Here is a 16,074-nt window from a genome sequence, read left to right on the forward strand (position 1 = left end):
ATTACAACGTGCAATCAGTGCTCCTGCAAATAGACCTTATACCGAGGGTTGGCGCATCAGCTTGATGCTATCGGCGCTGCCTCAAGCGGCGATCGGACCGCCTATGCGCCGCGGGTTTTCGCCGGCATCTCGCGCGCCGCGCATATAGCCGCGCGGCGAGGCACCCAGCATGCGCTTGAACATGGTGATGAAGGCCGGCACGCTGTCATAGCCGAGATCGAGCGCCACCCGGGTTATCGGCTCGCCATCGGCGAGCCTCGGCAGCGCCGCGAACAGGCATGCTTGCTGGCGCCATGTCGATAGCGACAGTCCGGTCTGGCGATGAAAGGCGCGGGTGAAGGAGCGTCGGCTCATGCCGGCGGCGTCCGCCCACTCGTCGATTGTCGCGCGCGGCGACGGTGCCGCCACGAAACGCCGGCACAGCGCCGCCAGCCGGGGATCGGACGGGAAGGGCAAGCCAAGCGGGCGCTCCGGCAAAGTCGGAATTTCGTGCAGCAGGAGATTCATGATCAGCCCGCCGCGCCCTTCCAGCACGCCGCCTTGCGGCAGTTTCTCCGATTCCACGATCAGGCTGTGCATCAGGTCGGTGACGCCGACGACGCGCAAGCCTTCCGGCAGTCCGGGGATCGCTCCCGGCATGACATAGACCGAGCGCATCGAGACATCGCCCAGCATCTCGACGGAATGCTCGGTTCCCGCCGGAATCCACATGGCGTGATCGGGCGGCACCATCCAGCGCCCGTGCCGCGTCGTCACCAGCACGACACCGACCAGCGCATGCAGCAACTGGCTGCGGCTGTGGCGGTGCCGCGGCACATGGTAGCCGTCGGGATATTCGGTCGGCAACGCCACCGCCGGCCCGGCCACTTGCTCCAGCCATAGCCAGCGACGCTCGTGCAACTGCTCGAGGTCGGTACTACCAGCGTGAAAAATTTCCCTGCTATGCGGCATAAGCTATGGCCCACTTGCGAAACTATTGGACCAAACCACGAAAGAAGTCGTCCCGCAAGCAGCCTATAAGCCATCCGTTCCCGAGGCGGCCGCAGGAGCGTCCGCCAGCTTGCCTGTGGCATACCCGCCAAAAAGACTACGGAGCCTGCCTTGACCGATACGACAGCCGTCGCCCCTCCCGCGACCGCCAGCCATGCTTCAGCCCAGGCGACGGCCTTCACCGTCATCCTGGCGGTGAGTTTTTGCCATTGCATCAACGACATCATGCAGTCGCTGCTATCGGCCATCTATCCCCTGTTGAAGGAGAATTACGGCCTCGATTTCTGGCAGATCGGCCTCCTGACCTTTACCTTCCAGGTGACCGCGTCGCTGCTGCAGCCGGTGATCGGCATGATCACCGACAAGCGGCCGATGCCCTATTCCCTGCCCTACGGCATGGCCTCTTCGCTGATCGGCCTGATCGTGCTTGCCTATGCCGGCCACTACACGCTGCTCCTGATCGGCGCTTCGCTGATCGGCATCGGCTCGGCGATCTTCCATCCGGAATCCTCGCGCATCGCCCGCTTCGCCTCCGGCGGCCGTTTCGGCCTGGCGCAGTCGCTGTTCCAGGTCGGCGGCAATTTCGGCCAGTCCATGGGACCGCTGCTGGCGGCGTTCATCGTCGTGCCTTTCGGCCAGACCAGCATTTCATGGTTCGCCGTCGGCTCGCTGATCGGCATCGTCGTGTTGTGGCAGGTCGGCGGCTGGTACAGCCGCTTGCGCGCCACGCAGGCGAACCGCAAGACGTCCAGTTTCGTCTCGCCCTTCCCTCGCCGCAAGGTGATGGGCGCGCTGGCGGTGCTGACGCTGCTGGTGCTGACCAAAAACGCCTATATCGCCAGCCTCTCCAGCTACTACACCTTCTACGCCATCCATAAGTTCGGCGTCTCGGTGCAGATGTCGCAGGTCATGCTGTTCCTGTTCCTCGGCGCCTCGGCGCTGGGCATCCTGCTCGGCGGTCCGTTCGGCGACCGCTACGGACAGAAGGCGATGATCTGGTTCTCCATCGTCGGCGTGCTGCCCTTCACGCTGGCGCTGCCCTACGCCAACATGGAATGGACGATGGTGCTGACGGTGCTGATCGGCCTGATCCTGTCGTCGGCCTTCTCCAACATCGTCGTTTTCGCGCAGGAACTGGTGCCGGGCCGCGTCGGCATGATCGCCGGCATCTTCTTCGGCTTCGCCTTCGGCGTCGGCGGTATAGCGGCAGCCGTGCTCGGCATCGTCGCCGACATGAAGGGCATCGACTTCGTCTTCCAGATCTGCTCGTATTTGCCGTTCCTGGGCCTGTTGACGGTGTTCCTACCCAACATGAAGGAAGCGCGGAAGGCTTAGCCGGGAAAGACGCCTCGGCATGCGCGAATGCGTCGAAGCCTCAGTGCAGGCCGAATTCGCGCAGCAACTCTTCACGGTGGCGCACGAAGCGGCTTTCGCTGCGGTCGCGCGGGCGCGGCAGGTCGACGCTGATCAGCCGCGCTGCGCCGCCTTTCTCCTTGGGCAGGATCAGCACCCTGTCGGCGAGATAGATCGCCTCCTCCAGATCGTGGGTGACCATGACCATGGTGACGTTCTCCTCGCTCCAGATGCGTGACAGTTCCTCCTGCATGGAGATCTTGGTCATGGCGTCGAGGGCGCCGAGCGGCTCGTCGAGCAGCAGGATCTCGGGCTGCACCGTCAGCGCCCGGGCGATGCCGACGCGTTGCGCCATGCCGCCCGAAAGCTGCCGCGGGTAGGCATCGCTGAACTCGGCAAGACCGACCAGCGCTATGTAGAAGCGCGCCCGCTGCTCGGCCTGCGCCTTGGGCACGCCGCGAACTTCGAGGCCGAAGGCGACATTGCCGAGCACGCTCAGCCAGGGCAGCAGGCGCGGTTCCTGGAAGATCACCGCCCGCTCCGCGCCGACGCCCTGGATTTGCTTGCCGTCGATCGCAACGGCGCCTTCGTCGGGGGTCTCCAACCCGGCAAGGATGCGCAGCAATGTCGTCTTGCCCGATCCGCTGGCGCCGACAATGACCAGGCACTCGCCGGGGCGGATGTCGAGATTGAGCGAACGCAGCACGGCGAGCGAGCGCCCGCCGAGCGCAAAGGACTTCGACAGGTCGCGGATCGTGACCTCGCCGCGTGCTGTGGCCATGCTGGGTGCCTCCTTGCTCAATTGGTCTTGCTTTCGCCTGGCCGGTAGAGGATGTCGGCAGCCTTGAGCTTGCCTTTCGGCAAGCGGCCGTCGCGCTCGAGCACAGCCACCCAGAAGTCGATGTCGCGGTCGGTGGCCACGGCCTTCTCGCGCAGGCCGAAGCCCGTCCAGTAGCGCGCCAGTTCGCCGTTCTCGCCGCGTTTGTCGAGGATTTCGGCCAGCACCTTGCGTGCCTCGTCGGGGTTCTGCCGCGACCAGTCGGCCGCACGCGCGGACTGCTCTACGAAGTTCTTGGCGGCGTCGCGATTGGCGACGATGAAATCCCGCCGCAGCACGACGAAGCCGCCCGCGATCTCGCCCAGCACGTCGGCGTCGTTGAACACGCCGCGCACACCGCCATTGGCCACCAGGGCGCCGGCGAAAGTCGCCTGCCAGTAGCCGAGTCCGGCGACATCGACCTGATGCGAGCGCAAGGTCTGCTCGAGTTGCGGCCCGGGCACGACGACGAGCTTGGCGGCATCCGGCGGCAGACCGACGCTGTGCAGCGCCTCACGCACCGCGTAGTCGAGATGGGCGCCAAGCGTGTTGACCGAGATCGTCTTGCCGGCGATGTCCGCGATCGACCTGATCGGGCTGTCCTCCAGCACATAGAAGACGCTTTTGACCTGGCTGTTGATGCCGTTGCTCGGATAGGCAGCGACGAAGTCGTTGCCGCCGGCGATCGAGTTGATCACCGCCGGCGTGGCGGCCGAACCCAGGTCGACGCTGCCGGAGGCGAGCGCGAACAACGATTCCGGGCCGCCGCCGGCATAGCCGACATTCTCGAGCTCGATGCCGAGGCCTTTGAAATAGCCGAGTTGGTCGGCGAGTTCATGCGGAGAGATGCTCCCGCGGCTGGCGAGATAGCGTATCTTGACGGAAGCGGCCTGCGACCGCGCGATCGACGGTAACCCGACGGCGATGATGCCGGCGGCAAGGGGCGCGCGCAGAAGCAGCGAGCGGCGTGTGATGATAGTCATGATCCGGCCTTTCACTTTCAAGAAATGACGATGATGGGGGCGGCTATTCAACCGGCGGAACTGCTCCAGCGGCAAAGCCGCCGCTGCAGGCTGACCAGCACCTGGTTCGCGATCAGGCCGAGCGCGGCCAGGATCACGATCGACGCGAACATCAGCGGGATCTGGAAATTGTACTGCGCGTTCATCACCTGGAAGCCGATGCCTTTGTTGGCGCCGATCATTTCCGAGGCGATCAGCAGCAGCAGCGCGGTGGTCGCGCCGAGCCTCAACCCGACGAAGATCGAAGGCACGGCACCCGGCAGCACGACGCGCCGGAATATGGTCAGCCGCCGGGCGCCGTAGACGCGCGCCATTTCGAGCAGCTTCGGATCGACCTCCTTGACGCCGCTGATCGTGTTGAGCAGCAGCGGAAATAGCGTCGCCCAGAAGATGACGAACACTTTGGAGGCCTCACCCAGACCCAGAAGCAGGATGAAGACGGGATAGAGCGCCAGCGCCGAGGTCTGCCGGAACAGTTGCAGGATCGGATCGAGCGCCGTCTCGACGCTGCGGACCTGACCCATGACGAGGCCGAGCGGGATGGCGACCGTAGCCGCCGCGGCGAAGGCAAGGCCGGCGCGCTGCAGGCTGATGGCGATGTCGCCGAGCAGACTGCCCCCGGCGAGGCCCTTCCAGAGCGCTACGACGATCATGTCGATCGGCGGCAACACCGCGGCATTGACCCAGCCGCCACTCGCCGCCGCCTGCCAGAGCGCCAGGAAACCCAGAAGCACGCCATAGTGCGACAACAGACGCGCCAGGGTTCGGCCAGCCAGGCTCTGAATATCGGCACCGAGCCCGTTGCCGTTTTCATGCGCGCCGATGCCGGTCGGCCGTTCAATGTGCTGCAAAGTCATCGTCATGCCTTTCGCTTCAACGCATCATTCGGCGGCAAGCACGGTCGAACGGGCGACCGTCCAGGGGTTCTGCGGCCGCTTGAGGCCAAGATTCTCGCGCAGCGTCCTGCCCTCGTAAGCGGTACGAAACAGGCCGCGCCGCTGTAATTCGGGGACCACCAGGTCGACGAAATCGTCTAGCGCGCCGGGCAGCCATGGCGGCAGGATGTTGAACCCGTCGGCGGCTTCGTTGCTGAACCATTCCTCCAACTGATCGGCGACCTGGGTGGCGCTGCCGATAACGGTGTAGTGGCCTCGTGCGGTCGCGACCCATTGATAGAGCTGGCGGATGGAGAAGTTGTGCTCATCGGCGATCTGGCGGATCAGCGCCTGGCGGCTTTTCATGCCTTCGGTTTCGCGGCTCGGGGGCAGCGGTCCGTCGAGCGGATAGCCCCTGAGATCGAGCGTTTGACCGGCAAGCCCGTTGAGCAGCGCGACGCCGTCCTCGGGCAGGATCAGGTCGTTCAATTGCTGATACTTGGCTTGTGCCTCTTCTTCGGTGCGGCCGACAAAGGGCGCCACGCCCGGCATGATCAGCACCTGTTCGGGATCGCGGCCGGCCGCCGCCACGCGGGCCTTGATGTCGCGATAGAATTCCTGCGCGGAGGCAAGGTTCTGATGCGCGGTGAAAATGACTTCAGCCGAGACCGCGGCAAGCTTGCGCCCATCCTCGGACTGGCCCGCCTGCACGACCACGGGGTGGCCCTGCACCGGGCGCGGCACGTTGAGCGGCCCTTTGACGCTGAAATGCTCGCCCTTGTGGTCGATGTCGTGGAGCTTGTCCTTGTCGTAGAAGCGGCCCGTTTTCTTGTCGCGGATAAAGGCGTCGTCCTCCCAGCTGTCCCACAGCGCCTTGACCGTCTCGACATGCTCATGCGCTCGCGCGTAGCGCTCGGCATGGTTGGGCTGGATGTCGCGGTTGAAGTTGCGCGCCGTGTCGTCGCCGGCCGAGGTGACGACGTTCCAGCCGGCCCGGCCATTCGACAAGAGGTCGAGCGAGGCGAATTTACGGGCAAGCGTGTAGGGTTCCTCATAGGTGGTCGAGGCCGTGGCGATGAATCCGAGATGCGTCGTCAGCGGCGCCAGCGCCGCAAACAACGTCACCGGTTCGAAGCCCGCGATCTTGGCGTTGCCGCCTTCGCGGGCGCCAAGCCCGACCGTCAGGTTGTCGGCGAGGAAATAGGCATCGAACAGGCCCCGTTCGGCGGTCAGCGCGAGCTGCTTGTGAAACTCGAAATTGGTCGCGCCGTCGGCCGGAGCGTCGGGATGGCGCCAGGCGGCGACATGCTGGCCGCCACCGGGTAGAAAGGCGCCGAGCTTGATCTGTCTCGATTTGATGGTCATGGCTGGGTCCCTCTGTTCGAAAACCATTGGAGTTCAGGCGGCGAGGCCGACGCTGTGTGCCGTCCCGACGACGCGGGAAACCTCGGCAACCGCCTGCCGGGCGCGGGCATGGATGGCCTCCGACACCAGGACGCCGTCGGCGAAATCCCTGTCCGATGCGTAAATCGCGGTCGGCACGGTCAGCGCCTCGAAAAAACCGAACAGCGGCCGCAGCTGATGTTCGACGATCAGCGAGTGGCGTTCGCCGCCGCCCGTCGCGGCAAGGATGACCGGTTTCCCGCGCAACGACGACGGATCGAGCAGATCGAACAAATGCTTGAAGAGCCCGGTATAGCTGCCCTTGAAGGTCGGCGACCCCGCGACCAGCACATCGGCGCCGACCAGTTGTTCGACGATGGCGCGGGCCGCGGGATCGAGATCGCCGAGGCGCCGTGCCGCCGGCAGCGACGGACCGAGATTTTCAATATCGTATATAGCCGAGGTCGCCCCGATGCGGTTCGCCGTCTCGCCGGCGATATGGCTGATAAAGGCCTTGGTCTTCGATGGGCGGGTCAGGTTGCCGGATATTCCCACCACCAGCTTGTTCGTCATCGGGCTCTCCTCGCGGTCCTTATTCATTAAGACTACCGATTTGGTAGAATTAAATGAGCGAGAAGATTTTAAAACTGGCGGGATAGGGAGATTGAGTTTGCGCCGCAGCGCCTTTCAGTGGTTCGGCAGATGCGGACTTTCGCCGATGGGGTCTCGCCGCTCTCGGACACCGACGGTCCCCGTTGGGCCTTCCTCGGAACGGTTGACGGTGTTCTTGCCCAACATGGCACTGCGCCACGCGTTGACCAGCGATCGTCAGGACCCGCCACCTGGTCGGCGGGACCTGCCCCAGCCCGGATCAGGCGGATTTCAGCACGGTGAATGGGCGCTTGACGGTCCGCTTTGCCTGGAAACTCCCGGCCGGAGCGGGACGGCCGACGTGAAAGCCCTGGACCTTGTCAATGCCGAATTCGCGCATGAGAGCCATCTGCTCGTCCGTTTCCACCCCTTCGACCAGGATCTTGTGGCCGCGGTTTCGGACCAGGGTGACAATGTCCTGGAGCATTGCCTTGCCGTTCGGGGTGGCGCAGTCGTGAAGGAAGGAGCGGTCGATCTTCACCGTATCGAAATCGATCAGACGAAGCCACGAGAGGCCCGCGAAGCCGGTGCCGAAATCATCGAGCCAGATCTTGATCCCCAGCAGCTTCAGGTCGCTGATGCAGCGAAGAATGTCCGAGTGCATCTCCATCTCCAGCCCCTCGGTGATCTCGAAGGCCAGCCTGTTGCCGGTTACGCCGGTCTCGCCCAGGATGGTCGCGACCGACGCCGCGAAGCCGGGCGTCTTGAGCTGGATCGGAGAGACGTTGACGCTGACGACGCGCACATGATCGTGCGCCAGGAGCTCGGCGCACACAGTCCTGATAGCCCAGCGCCCGAGTTCCAGGATGGCGCCGGTTCGCTCCGCTACGGGGATGAACAGGCTCGGCGGAACCGATGTGCCGTCCAGCATTTTGAGGCGCATCAAGGCCTCCACCGCTTCCACCCGGTCCGTCGCGACATCCTGGATCGGTTGATAGACCAGTGAAACGAGATCCTGGCCGATCGCGATCTTCAGCAAAGCCGCAATGTTCTCGCTCTCGTCGCTGCTCTGGGGATCGGTTGGGTCGAACAGCCGGGCACAGTTTCGACCGCCTGCCTTTGCCAGATAGAGTGCGCGATCGGCCTCGTGGATGATCTTCTCCAGCTTGGCACCGGTCTGCGTCCTGGTGAATGCAGCGCCAACGCTCACCGTCACGACCGAGATGCCGTCGCGCCGCAGTTCGTGGGTAAGCGCCAGGTTCTCGACGGTGCGGCAAATGGCTTCCGCGATATCTATGATCTGATCCTTGTTCTCCATGCGGGCCAGGACGATGAACTCTTCGCCGCCGTAGCGACCGATCGAGCCATCGTATTCCCTGATCATATCCCGCAGGGCATTGGCGACGTGGATAAGGCAACGGTCGCCCTCCTGGTGGCCGTAGCAGTCATTGAACTTCTTGAAGAAGTCCACGTCGATGAGCATCGCCACGAAACTGGTGCCGACCCTTTGCCACTCCCCCCAGTAATCCCGCAGCTTTTCGTCGATCGCCCGTCGATTCTCCAGACCCGTAAGCGGATCGGTCCGCGACAGCCGCAGCAGGGCCTTGCCGCGTTCGGTGGCTTCCTTGTGCTGGATTTTGGCTTCCAGCGCGTTCAGGAAGACGTTGTAGCGTTCCTCGTTCAGCTTCCAGTTCACATAGGACGTGAAAGTGAAGCACGAAACATAGAAGGCGCCGAATACCATTTTGTATGTTGCCGTGGCAGGCACAAAATAGTTCACGACATACAAGACACACATGATGATGGTTGATGTCACGATCGACAAGTTGAAACTGAATGTAAAGAATAGATTTGCACTCATCATGAAGATGGTGCCGAATACCATATAGTAGGCGACGCTTTCCTTGTCCGCGCTCATAAAGGCCGGGAACAACCAGCCGATATAGCCGAAAATGATGGCCCCGGCGCAAGTCACGTCGAGCCATTCCGTGGCCACTCCCCGGCGAAGTTGCGCCTCCAGGATCGACAGCGCGGTCACGCCGACGGCGAAGCGCGCCATGATCGTATAGGCCGCCACGTCCGGGATCAGCAGCAGATCCGTTGCCGAAAACAGGAGATAGATGGCCACGGCGATCCAAAGCCCAGGCCGGGCTTCCAGTCTTCGCTTCGCCTGGGCTTCCCTTCGGTAAAGGACGCGGAGCTCGTCGGAGCCCGGTTCGTAGCGGACTTCGTACGGCTCTACATGCGCCATGTCGGCCAGTCTGGATGACACGCGTTCGCTCTCGACAAATCCTGGTTGAAGGGGATTTTGCGTTCCAAGTTCTTTTTTGGCTTCTGCCCCCACGCGGGCCAACTCCTTGGACGCGACGGCGACTGCGCACCTCGCACGACAATGCAACGGCGCGAAACAAATTTCAGTTAATTCGGGCCGGGAATCCAATGCGGCAGGTTTTAACGCGCGAACATGGTTGGCGGGAAATTAAGCATACCGTTAAAATGCGTTCGGGACGACATTGGCAAATCCAGCATTCTACGCAATAAGTTAACTGACTGTTAACTATGGAGTGCGGGTGTGCAAGGTGTCTTTGATGGCCAAAGCCTAATTACTGCCGAGATGATCGCCGGCAGTTTTCCTCGAAAAAAGCCCGAGAATCACGGCGAGGCGTTCGAAACCGCCCGTGCCGAGCTAGCGCTCATTCTCCACGCCACACACCAGCAGGTCGAGGAAGGCAAAGACCCTGCCGAGATCGTTCGTCGCCTGCTGTCATACCTCAACGCCCTGCGGTCCAAGGTTCATCCCGACGTTTGGCAAGCGTTGATCCCGGTGGCGCAGAACCATCCGATCCTGGACTACTTTCTCCAGGACCCGCTCACCCGGTGGTCATTCACCAAGCCCAGGGGCTATTCCGGCGACGCGCAGTTGCTCGACTACATCTATTGTGATCCGCACGTGGCCGAAAGCGTGGCGGGCGCCTCGGACACCGGGAAAGCACTCTACAGCCATACCAAGGACGTACCGTCCTGCGTGGCGGCGCGGGAGCGGCGCGATCTCTTGACCCGATATGTCGACGAGACGGCGAACAAGAGCGGACCGCAAGCCGAGGTGCTGGCGATCGCCGCCGGTCATTTGCGCGAGGCCAATCGTTCGACCGCCTTGGCCGAGGGCCGCCTCAAGCGTTGGGTTGCGCTCGATCAGGATCCTCAGAGCGTTGGATTGATCGCGCGCGACTTCCAGGGCACCGCGGTCGAGGCCGTCGACGGTTCGGTGCGGACCGTGCTCACCAGGAGCCACAAGCTGGGCAAGTTCGACCTCATCTACGCCTCCGGCCTTTACGACTACCTCCAGCACAACGTCGCCGTGAAACTCACGAAGACTTGCCTGCAGATGCTGAAACCGAACGGCAGGTTCCTGTTTGCCAACTACGCCGAGGGCAATCCCGACGCCGGCTATCGGGAAACGTTCATGGACTGGGTGCTGCTGCTGCGCTCCGAGGCCGACATGTGGAACATCATCAATGCCAGCGTCGACCGCAACACCGTCGAGGCGCAGGTGTTCTTTGGCGAGAACCGCAACGTGCTGTATGGCGTCGTCGAAAAGCGCGGATAGGCAATTCCAGGAAAAGTGCGCAACGGCTTCCCCGGGAAAAACACGTAGCGCTTTCCCCCGGCAATTGCGTAACGACAAAGAACTGGAGCGGGTCGGCGGTTTTATCGAACACTGACCCGCTCCGGCGACAATCGTGGACTGGGCGCCGGCGTGAAGCCTCGAGCGCTTTCGGCCGGGCGAGTCGTCCCGCCCCGGGGAGCCATTGCCTTTGGATGGTTGCCTTTGGCTTGCACCTCCGGCCGCCTTCCGCTATAGAGCCGCCACCCGCGTAGACACCCTTGGAGGCAACGCGGCGGAAGGCCGCCTCACCCGGCGGCTTTCGACGTTTACGGTCCAGGCCCATTGCCAACCGCAAACGCTCCAGAACAACGCGAAAGGAAGTGCCATGAGCCACGATACTTACGAGCTCAAGGCCGAAGCGCGCGAACAGGTCGGTAAGGGGTCCGCCCGTGCAGTTCGCCGCAACGGTAAAGTGCCTGCAGTAATTTACGGTGACAAGCAGCCTCCCCTGGCGATCGCTCTCACCTACAAGGACATCTACTACAAGATCCACGGCGGCGGGTTCCTGACCACGATCGCCACGATCGATGTCGACGGCAAGAAGATCCAGGTCCTGCCGAAGGACTTCCAGCTCGACCCGGTCAAGGATTTCCCTGTCCATGTCGACTTCCTGCGCATCGGCAAGGACACCGAGGTCAATGTCGACGTGCCTGTCCACTTCATCAATGAGGACAAGTCGCCCGGCATCAAGCGCGGCGGCGTGCTCAACATCGTGCGTCACGAGGTCGAGTTCCACTGCCCGGCCAATGCGATCCCGGAATTCATCACCGTCGATCTCACCGGCGCCGACATTGGCGATTCGATCCACATCTCGTCGGTTAAGCTGCCGGCTGGCGTCAAGCCCGTCATCTCCGACCGCGACTTCACCATCGCGACCGTCGCCGGTTCGTCGGCGATGAAGCCGGAGACGGAAGAGACGGTCGAGGCTGCACCTGAGGCGGCTCCCGCCGCCGAAGAGAAGTAACTTTTTCACGCCCGGAGCTGACGATGCCGCTTGTCTTTGCAGGCCTCGGCAATCCGGGCGCGAAATATGCCGCCAACCGGCACAATGTCGGCTTCATGGCGGTGGACGCGATCGCCCGCCGCCACCCCTTTTCGCCCTGGTCTAAGAAATTCCAGGGCTTGATCGCCGAGGGCACGCTCGGCGGCGAAAAGATCATCCTGATCAAGCCGCAGACCTTCATGAACCTGTCCGGCCAGTCGGTCGGCGAAGCGCTGCGCTTTTACAAGCTTGGTCCCGAGGCACTGACCGTCTTCTACGACGAGATCGACCTTGCGGCGGGCAAAGTTCGGGTCAAGGTGGGTGGCGGCTCCGGCGGCCATAACGGAATCCGCTCGCTCGACCAGCATGTCGGCAATGCCTATCGCCGGGTACGGATCGGGGTCGGCCATCCCGGCGTCAAGGAGATGGTGCACGGCCATGTGCTCGGCGATTTCGCCAAGGCCGACCGTGAATGGCTGGACGTGTTGCTCGACGCGATCGCCGACGACGCCGGCTTGCTCGCCAAGGGCGACGACAATTCCTTCATGAACCGCATCACGCTGGCGCTGCGCGACAAGCTCGTGCCGACGGGCGACGACGATCGCCCGCCGCCCAAGGCGCCGAAACAGCAAAGCCACGTCCGCCAGGCACGGCCGCAACAGGCGCCCGCCAAGCTGCCGGAGAGCGGGCCGATGGCCGCCATGCTGAAGAAACTGTTCGGCAACAAGGACTGAGCTTGGGTCCATGGGGCGTTACAGGGCTTGACGTTGATCACCCCTATCGCCCATAGCCCACACCAAATCTCGAATTCCCGATAGGACCGGACAAAAATGGGTTTCAAATGCGGCATCGTTGGCTTGCCCAATGTCGGCAAGTCGACGCTTTTCAACGCGCTGACGAGGACGGCCGCCGCGCAGGCCGCCAACTACCCGTTCTGCACCATCGAACCGAACACCGGCGAGGTGGCGGTGCCCGATCCGCGGCTGCAGAAGATCGCGGCGATCGGCAAGTCGAAGGAGATCATCCCGACCCGCATCTCCTTTGTCGACATCGCCGGCCTGGTGCGCGGCGCCTCGAAGGGCGAAGGCCTGGGCAACCAATTCCTCGCCAACATCCGCGAGGTCGATGCCATCGTGCATGTGCTGCGTTGCTTCGAGGATGACGACATCACCCATGTCGAGGGCCGCATCGACCCGGTCGCCGACGCCGAGACGGTCGAGACCGAGCTGATGCTCGCCGACCTCGAGAGCCTCGAACGTCGTATCGCGCAATTCCGCAAGCGCGCGTCCGGCAAGGACAAGGAAGCCTTGACCGTGCTGCCGATGATGGAGGCAGCGCTTGAGCTTCTGCAGGCAGGCAAGCCGACCCGCATCCTGCTCGACGGCATCTCGGCGGAAGACCTGCGCATTTTGCAGGGCTTGAACCTTCTGACCTCGCATCCCGTGCTCTACGTCTGCAACGTCGCCGAGGCGGACGCGGCCACCGGCAACGAGCACACCAGGGCCGTGGAGCAGATGGCCGCGGCGCAGGGCGCCCGCACCGTCGTCATTTCGGCCGCGATCGAAGCCGAGGTTGCGCAGCTCTCGGACGAGGAAGAGATGGAATTCCTGTCCTCGCTCGGCCTTGACGAGCCCGGCCTGAACAAGGTGATCCGCGCCGGCTACGAATTGTTGCAGCTCATCACCTATTTCACCGTCGGGCCGAAGGAGACGCGCGCCTGGACCGTGCACAAGGGCGCCAAGGCGCCGCAGGCGGCCGGCGTCATCCACACCGATTTCGAGCGCGGCTTCATCCGCGCCCAGACCATCGCCTACAATGATTTCGTCACGCTGGGCGGCGAAGTAGCGGCCAAGGAAGCCGGCAAGGCGCGCGACGAAGGCAAGGAGTATGTCGTGCAGGACGGCGACATCATGCTGTTCAAGTTCAACACTTGAACAGGCCAAGCGGCGTCGCATTCCCGACAGGGTGAGGCCGTATGCAGCCGCCGCCGGTCCGGCTTTTTTGCCATTCCCCAGTGAAAGCGGAAGGGCGCGCATGAAAAGGACAATCCCGACCCTGGTCGGCTTCTCGGCCATCCTGACGTGGTCGTTCCTCGCGCTGCTTTCGACCGCCGCGGGGCCGATCCCGCCCTTTCAGCTGGCGGCAATGACGTTTCTGCTCGGAGGCTCCGTCGGAGCAGCCAGCTGGATCGTCCGGCCTTCGGCAGTCAGATCGCTGCGGCAGCCATGGCAGGTCTGGGCGATCGGCACGGCAGGGCTGTGCATCTATCACTGCGCCTACTTTTTCGCGATCCAGTCGGCCCCGCCGGTCGAGGTGAGCCTGATCGCTTATCTCTGGCCATTGCTGATCGTCTTCTTCGCCGCCTTCCTGCCGGGAGAGCGGCTGAGGCCTCACCACATAACGGGTGTGATCCTCGGCCTGGCGGGTGCGATCGTCGTCATCACCAAGGGCGGCAGCGTGGGCCTTGCCGACGGCGTGAAGCCGGGCCACGTCATTGCCCTGTTCTGCGCGTTCGTCTGGTCCGGCTATTCCGTCCTGTCGCGCCGTTTCGGCCAGGTGCCGACCGACGTGGTGGCGGTGTACTGCCTCATTACCGCGGTCGTCGCCCTCACCCTCCATCTCACGCTCGAGACCACGGTCTGGCCCCAGACCATGACGCAATGGAACGCTATCGTCATTCTGGGCGTGATACCGCTCGGCGCCGGCTTCTACGCGTGGGACTATGGATGCAAGCACGGGGACATCATGATCCTGGGCGCGCTTTCCTATGCCGCGCCGCTGTTCTCGGTGATCGTTCTGCTGCTGGCCGGATTTGGCGTGTTCCACTGGTCCGTGGCGCTCGCTTGCGTGCTGATCACGGTCGGTGCGCTGATCGCCGCCAAGGACATGGTGTTCAAGCCGCGAAAAGAGCCCTCCGCGGAGGAAACAGCGCGCGCATAGGGCCCTGCGACTGGACGTGGCTATTCCCCGGCCACCGTCCTTCCGCTCACCCACACCTTGGCAATGTTGGCGCGTGCCGCGTTGAGCACGATCTTCTGGAAGACATCATCGAGCGTATCGTCCGCCATGCTGATATGGATGTTCGAGGCCTTCGCCATCGTGTCGATCAGCAGCGCGTCGAATTCATGGCCGACGCGAAAGCTGCCCGTCGGCAGGTCGAGCGCTTCGGCACCCCCGGCGGTGGCCAGCCAGAGCGCCTCCTGATGCGTGATCGGCGCGCCGGGCGCGCCGCGCTGCGCTGCGTCCATGCCGGCATGGACACCGCTCTGCAGCGTCCTCGAGGCTGACAGCGCATGCCGGCAGCCGTCGAAGAGCGACGGGCTGTAGCCGCCGGAAATGTCCGTCCCGAGCCCGACATGCATGTGCCGGTCCAGCGCGTCGCGCAGCGGAAACACCGCATTGGCGAAATAGAAGTTGGACAGCGGGCAATGCGCGACGCCAGCCCTCTTCTCCTTGATGAGGTCCATATCCCGCCCGTCGATGAAATTCGAATGCGCCAGGATGGTGCGGCGCGTCAGCAGGCCGAAATCGTCCAGGCTTGCCGCGTCGGTGCGGCCGAGGCGCGTCTCGACGAATTCTTTCGCCCAATCGCTCTCCGAGCAATGTGTCTGCACGTGGCAGCCGAACTCGGAAGCGAGTTCGCCCAGGCCTTGCAGCGCCGCATCCGTGCAGCTTGGGATGAAACGCGGGGTTATCACCGGCTGGACCAGTGGCCTTTCGCCCGAAGCCATCGCCCTCACCGCCTCGATGAACCGCCTGGTGTCCGACACCGCGCTTGCCGCGTCGGCATCGCGATAGAAAGGCGGGCACTGCTCGGGATCGTCCATCGCCACCTTGCCGACCAAAGCGCGCTGGCCCTTTTCGAGGCATATCTCGGCAAGCGCCAGGCTGGCCTCGACATGGACGGTGGCGAAATAGAGCGCCGTGGTGGTGCCGTTGGCGAGAAGGTTATCGACCAGGTCGGCATAGACTTCGCGGGCGTAGCCGACGTCGGCATAGCGCGCCTCGAGCGGAAACGTGTATTTTTGCAGCCAGACCTCGAGCGGCACGTCCAGCGCCTTGCCCATTTGCGGCCATTGCGGCGCATGGATGTGCAGGTCGATCAGGCCGGGCAGCAGGAACTGGCCCTCGCCGAGCTCCACCAGCCTGCCCGCCCGGCGGGCATCGCTCTTCCTCGCCGCATATTCGGGATGGCCGGGTGCGAGAATCTCCGCGATCCGTCCCCGTGCATCGATGCTGAACAGATGGTCCTTCAGCACCTCCAGCTGGCCGCGCTCGGGCGTGTGGAAGGCGGTGCCAAGCAGCGTGAAGGCCTCTCTTGTCATGGATCGCTCCGGTTGCGCTGGCGCGTGTGGCCGTTATTGCATGGCGCGCAAGAAAACAGTTGGCAAACC

Annotated in this window: 14 protein-coding genes; 6 read left to right on the top strand and 8 right to left on the bottom strand. The window is 63.5% G+C overall.

Annotated features, from left to right (window positions below; translation table 11 throughout):
- Positions 1 to 81 precede the first annotated feature (81 nt).
- The gene (locus tag LB566_RS06280) at positions 82 to 951 is read right to left on the bottom strand and encodes an AraC family transcriptional regulator (RefSeq protein ID WP_224623759.1); all 870 of its coding nucleotides are present in this window, start codon (positions 949 to 951) and stop codon (positions 82 to 84) included.
- Positions 952 to 1,101: 150 nt separating this feature from the next.
- Between LB566_RS06280 and LB566_RS06285 the strand changes: the two genes are divergently transcribed.
- Complete coding sequence (locus tag LB566_RS06285; RefSeq protein ID WP_140666080.1) at positions 1,102 to 2,325, top strand: MFS transporter; 1,224 nt, start codon at positions 1,102 to 1,104, stop codon at positions 2,323 to 2,325.
- A 40-nt stretch (positions 2,326 to 2,365) separates the two neighbouring features.
- On the opposite strand, the gene LB566_RS06290 is transcribed toward LB566_RS06285, so the two are convergent.
- The 6 genes from LB566_RS06290 to LB566_RS06315 form a co-directional block, all read right to left on the bottom strand.
- Entirely contained in the window at positions 2,366 to 3,124 is a 759-nt protein-coding gene (locus LB566_RS06290) for an ABC transporter ATP-binding protein (RefSeq protein ID WP_224623760.1), read from the bottom strand.
- Between the two features lie 17 nt (positions 3,125 to 3,141).
- On the bottom strand, positions 3,142 to 4,143 hold the full coding sequence (locus LB566_RS06295; protein WP_224623761.1) for an ABC transporter substrate-binding protein: 1,002 nt from the start codon (positions 4,141 to 4,143) through the stop codon (positions 3,142 to 3,144).
- A gap of 47 nt (positions 4,144 to 4,190) precedes the next feature.
- A complete protein-coding gene (locus LB566_RS06300; protein ID WP_224624109.1) occupies positions 4,191 to 5,039 on the bottom strand; it encodes an ABC transporter permease in 849 nt (282 codons plus the stop codon).
- 24 nt (positions 5,040 to 5,063) lie between these two features.
- Positions 5,064 to 6,422, bottom strand: coding sequence for an LLM class flavin-dependent oxidoreductase (locus LB566_RS06305; protein ID WP_224623762.1), 1,359 nt, complete (start codon positions 6,420 to 6,422; stop codon positions 5,064 to 5,066).
- A 33-nt stretch (positions 6,423 to 6,455) separates the two neighbouring features.
- Positions 6,456 to 7,013 carry an FMN reductase gene (gene msuE / locus LB566_RS06310; RefSeq protein ID WP_224623763.1) on the bottom strand — a complete coding sequence of 186 codons (558 nt, stop codon included), beginning with the start codon at positions 7,011 to 7,013 and terminating at the stop codon, positions 6,456 to 6,458.
- A gap of 298 nt (positions 7,014 to 7,311) precedes the next feature.
- Positions 7,312 to 9,282 carry a putative bifunctional diguanylate cyclase/phosphodiesterase gene (locus LB566_RS06315; RefSeq protein WP_224624110.1) on the bottom strand — a complete coding sequence of 657 codons (1,971 nt, stop codon included), beginning with the start codon at positions 9,280 to 9,282 and terminating at the stop codon, positions 7,312 to 7,314.
- Between the two features lie 321 nt (positions 9,283 to 9,603).
- On the opposite strand from LB566_RS06315, the gene LB566_RS06320 reads away from it, so the two are divergent.
- From LB566_RS06320 to LB566_RS06340, 5 genes are all read left to right on the top strand, one after another.
- Complete coding sequence (locus LB566_RS06320; protein ID WP_224623764.1) at positions 9,604 to 10,638, top strand: class I SAM-dependent methyltransferase; 1,035 nt, start codon at positions 9,604 to 9,606, stop codon at positions 10,636 to 10,638.
- Between the two features lie 385 nt (positions 10,639 to 11,023).
- Positions 11,024 to 11,662 carry a 50S ribosomal protein L25/general stress protein Ctc gene (locus LB566_RS06325; RefSeq protein WP_140496025.1) on the top strand — a complete coding sequence of 213 codons (639 nt, stop codon included), beginning with the start codon at positions 11,024 to 11,026 and terminating at the stop codon, positions 11,660 to 11,662.
- A 23-nt stretch (positions 11,663 to 11,685) separates the two neighbouring features.
- Complete coding sequence (gene pth / locus LB566_RS06330) at positions 11,686 to 12,414, top strand: aminoacyl-tRNA hydrolase (protein ID WP_224623765.1); 729 nt, start codon at positions 11,686 to 11,688, stop codon at positions 12,412 to 12,414.
- A gap of 96 nt (positions 12,415 to 12,510) precedes the next feature.
- Positions 12,511 to 13,614: a redox-regulated ATPase YchF gene (gene ychF, locus LB566_RS06335; protein ID WP_140524909.1), complete on the top strand. Its 1,104-nt coding sequence runs from the start codon at positions 12,511 to 12,513 to the stop codon at positions 13,612 to 13,614.
- Positions 13,615 to 13,714: 100 nt separating this feature from the next.
- The gene (locus tag LB566_RS06340) at positions 13,715 to 14,620 is read left to right on the top strand and encodes a DMT family transporter (protein ID WP_224623766.1); all 906 of its coding nucleotides are present in this window, start codon (positions 13,715 to 13,717) and stop codon (positions 14,618 to 14,620) included.
- 20 nt (positions 14,621 to 14,640) lie between these two features.
- On the opposite strand, the gene guaD is transcribed toward LB566_RS06340, so the two are convergent.
- Positions 14,641 to 16,005, bottom strand: a complete 1,365-nt coding sequence (gene guaD, locus LB566_RS06345) for a guanine deaminase (RefSeq protein ID WP_224623767.1) — start codon at positions 16,003 to 16,005, stop codon at positions 14,641 to 14,643.
- Positions 16,006 to 16,074: the final 69 nt, after the last annotated feature.

The organism is Mesorhizobium sp. CA13 (assembly GCF_020165235.1).
Taxonomy (GTDB): Bacteria; Pseudomonadota; Alphaproteobacteria; order Rhizobiales; family Rhizobiaceae; genus Mesorhizobium.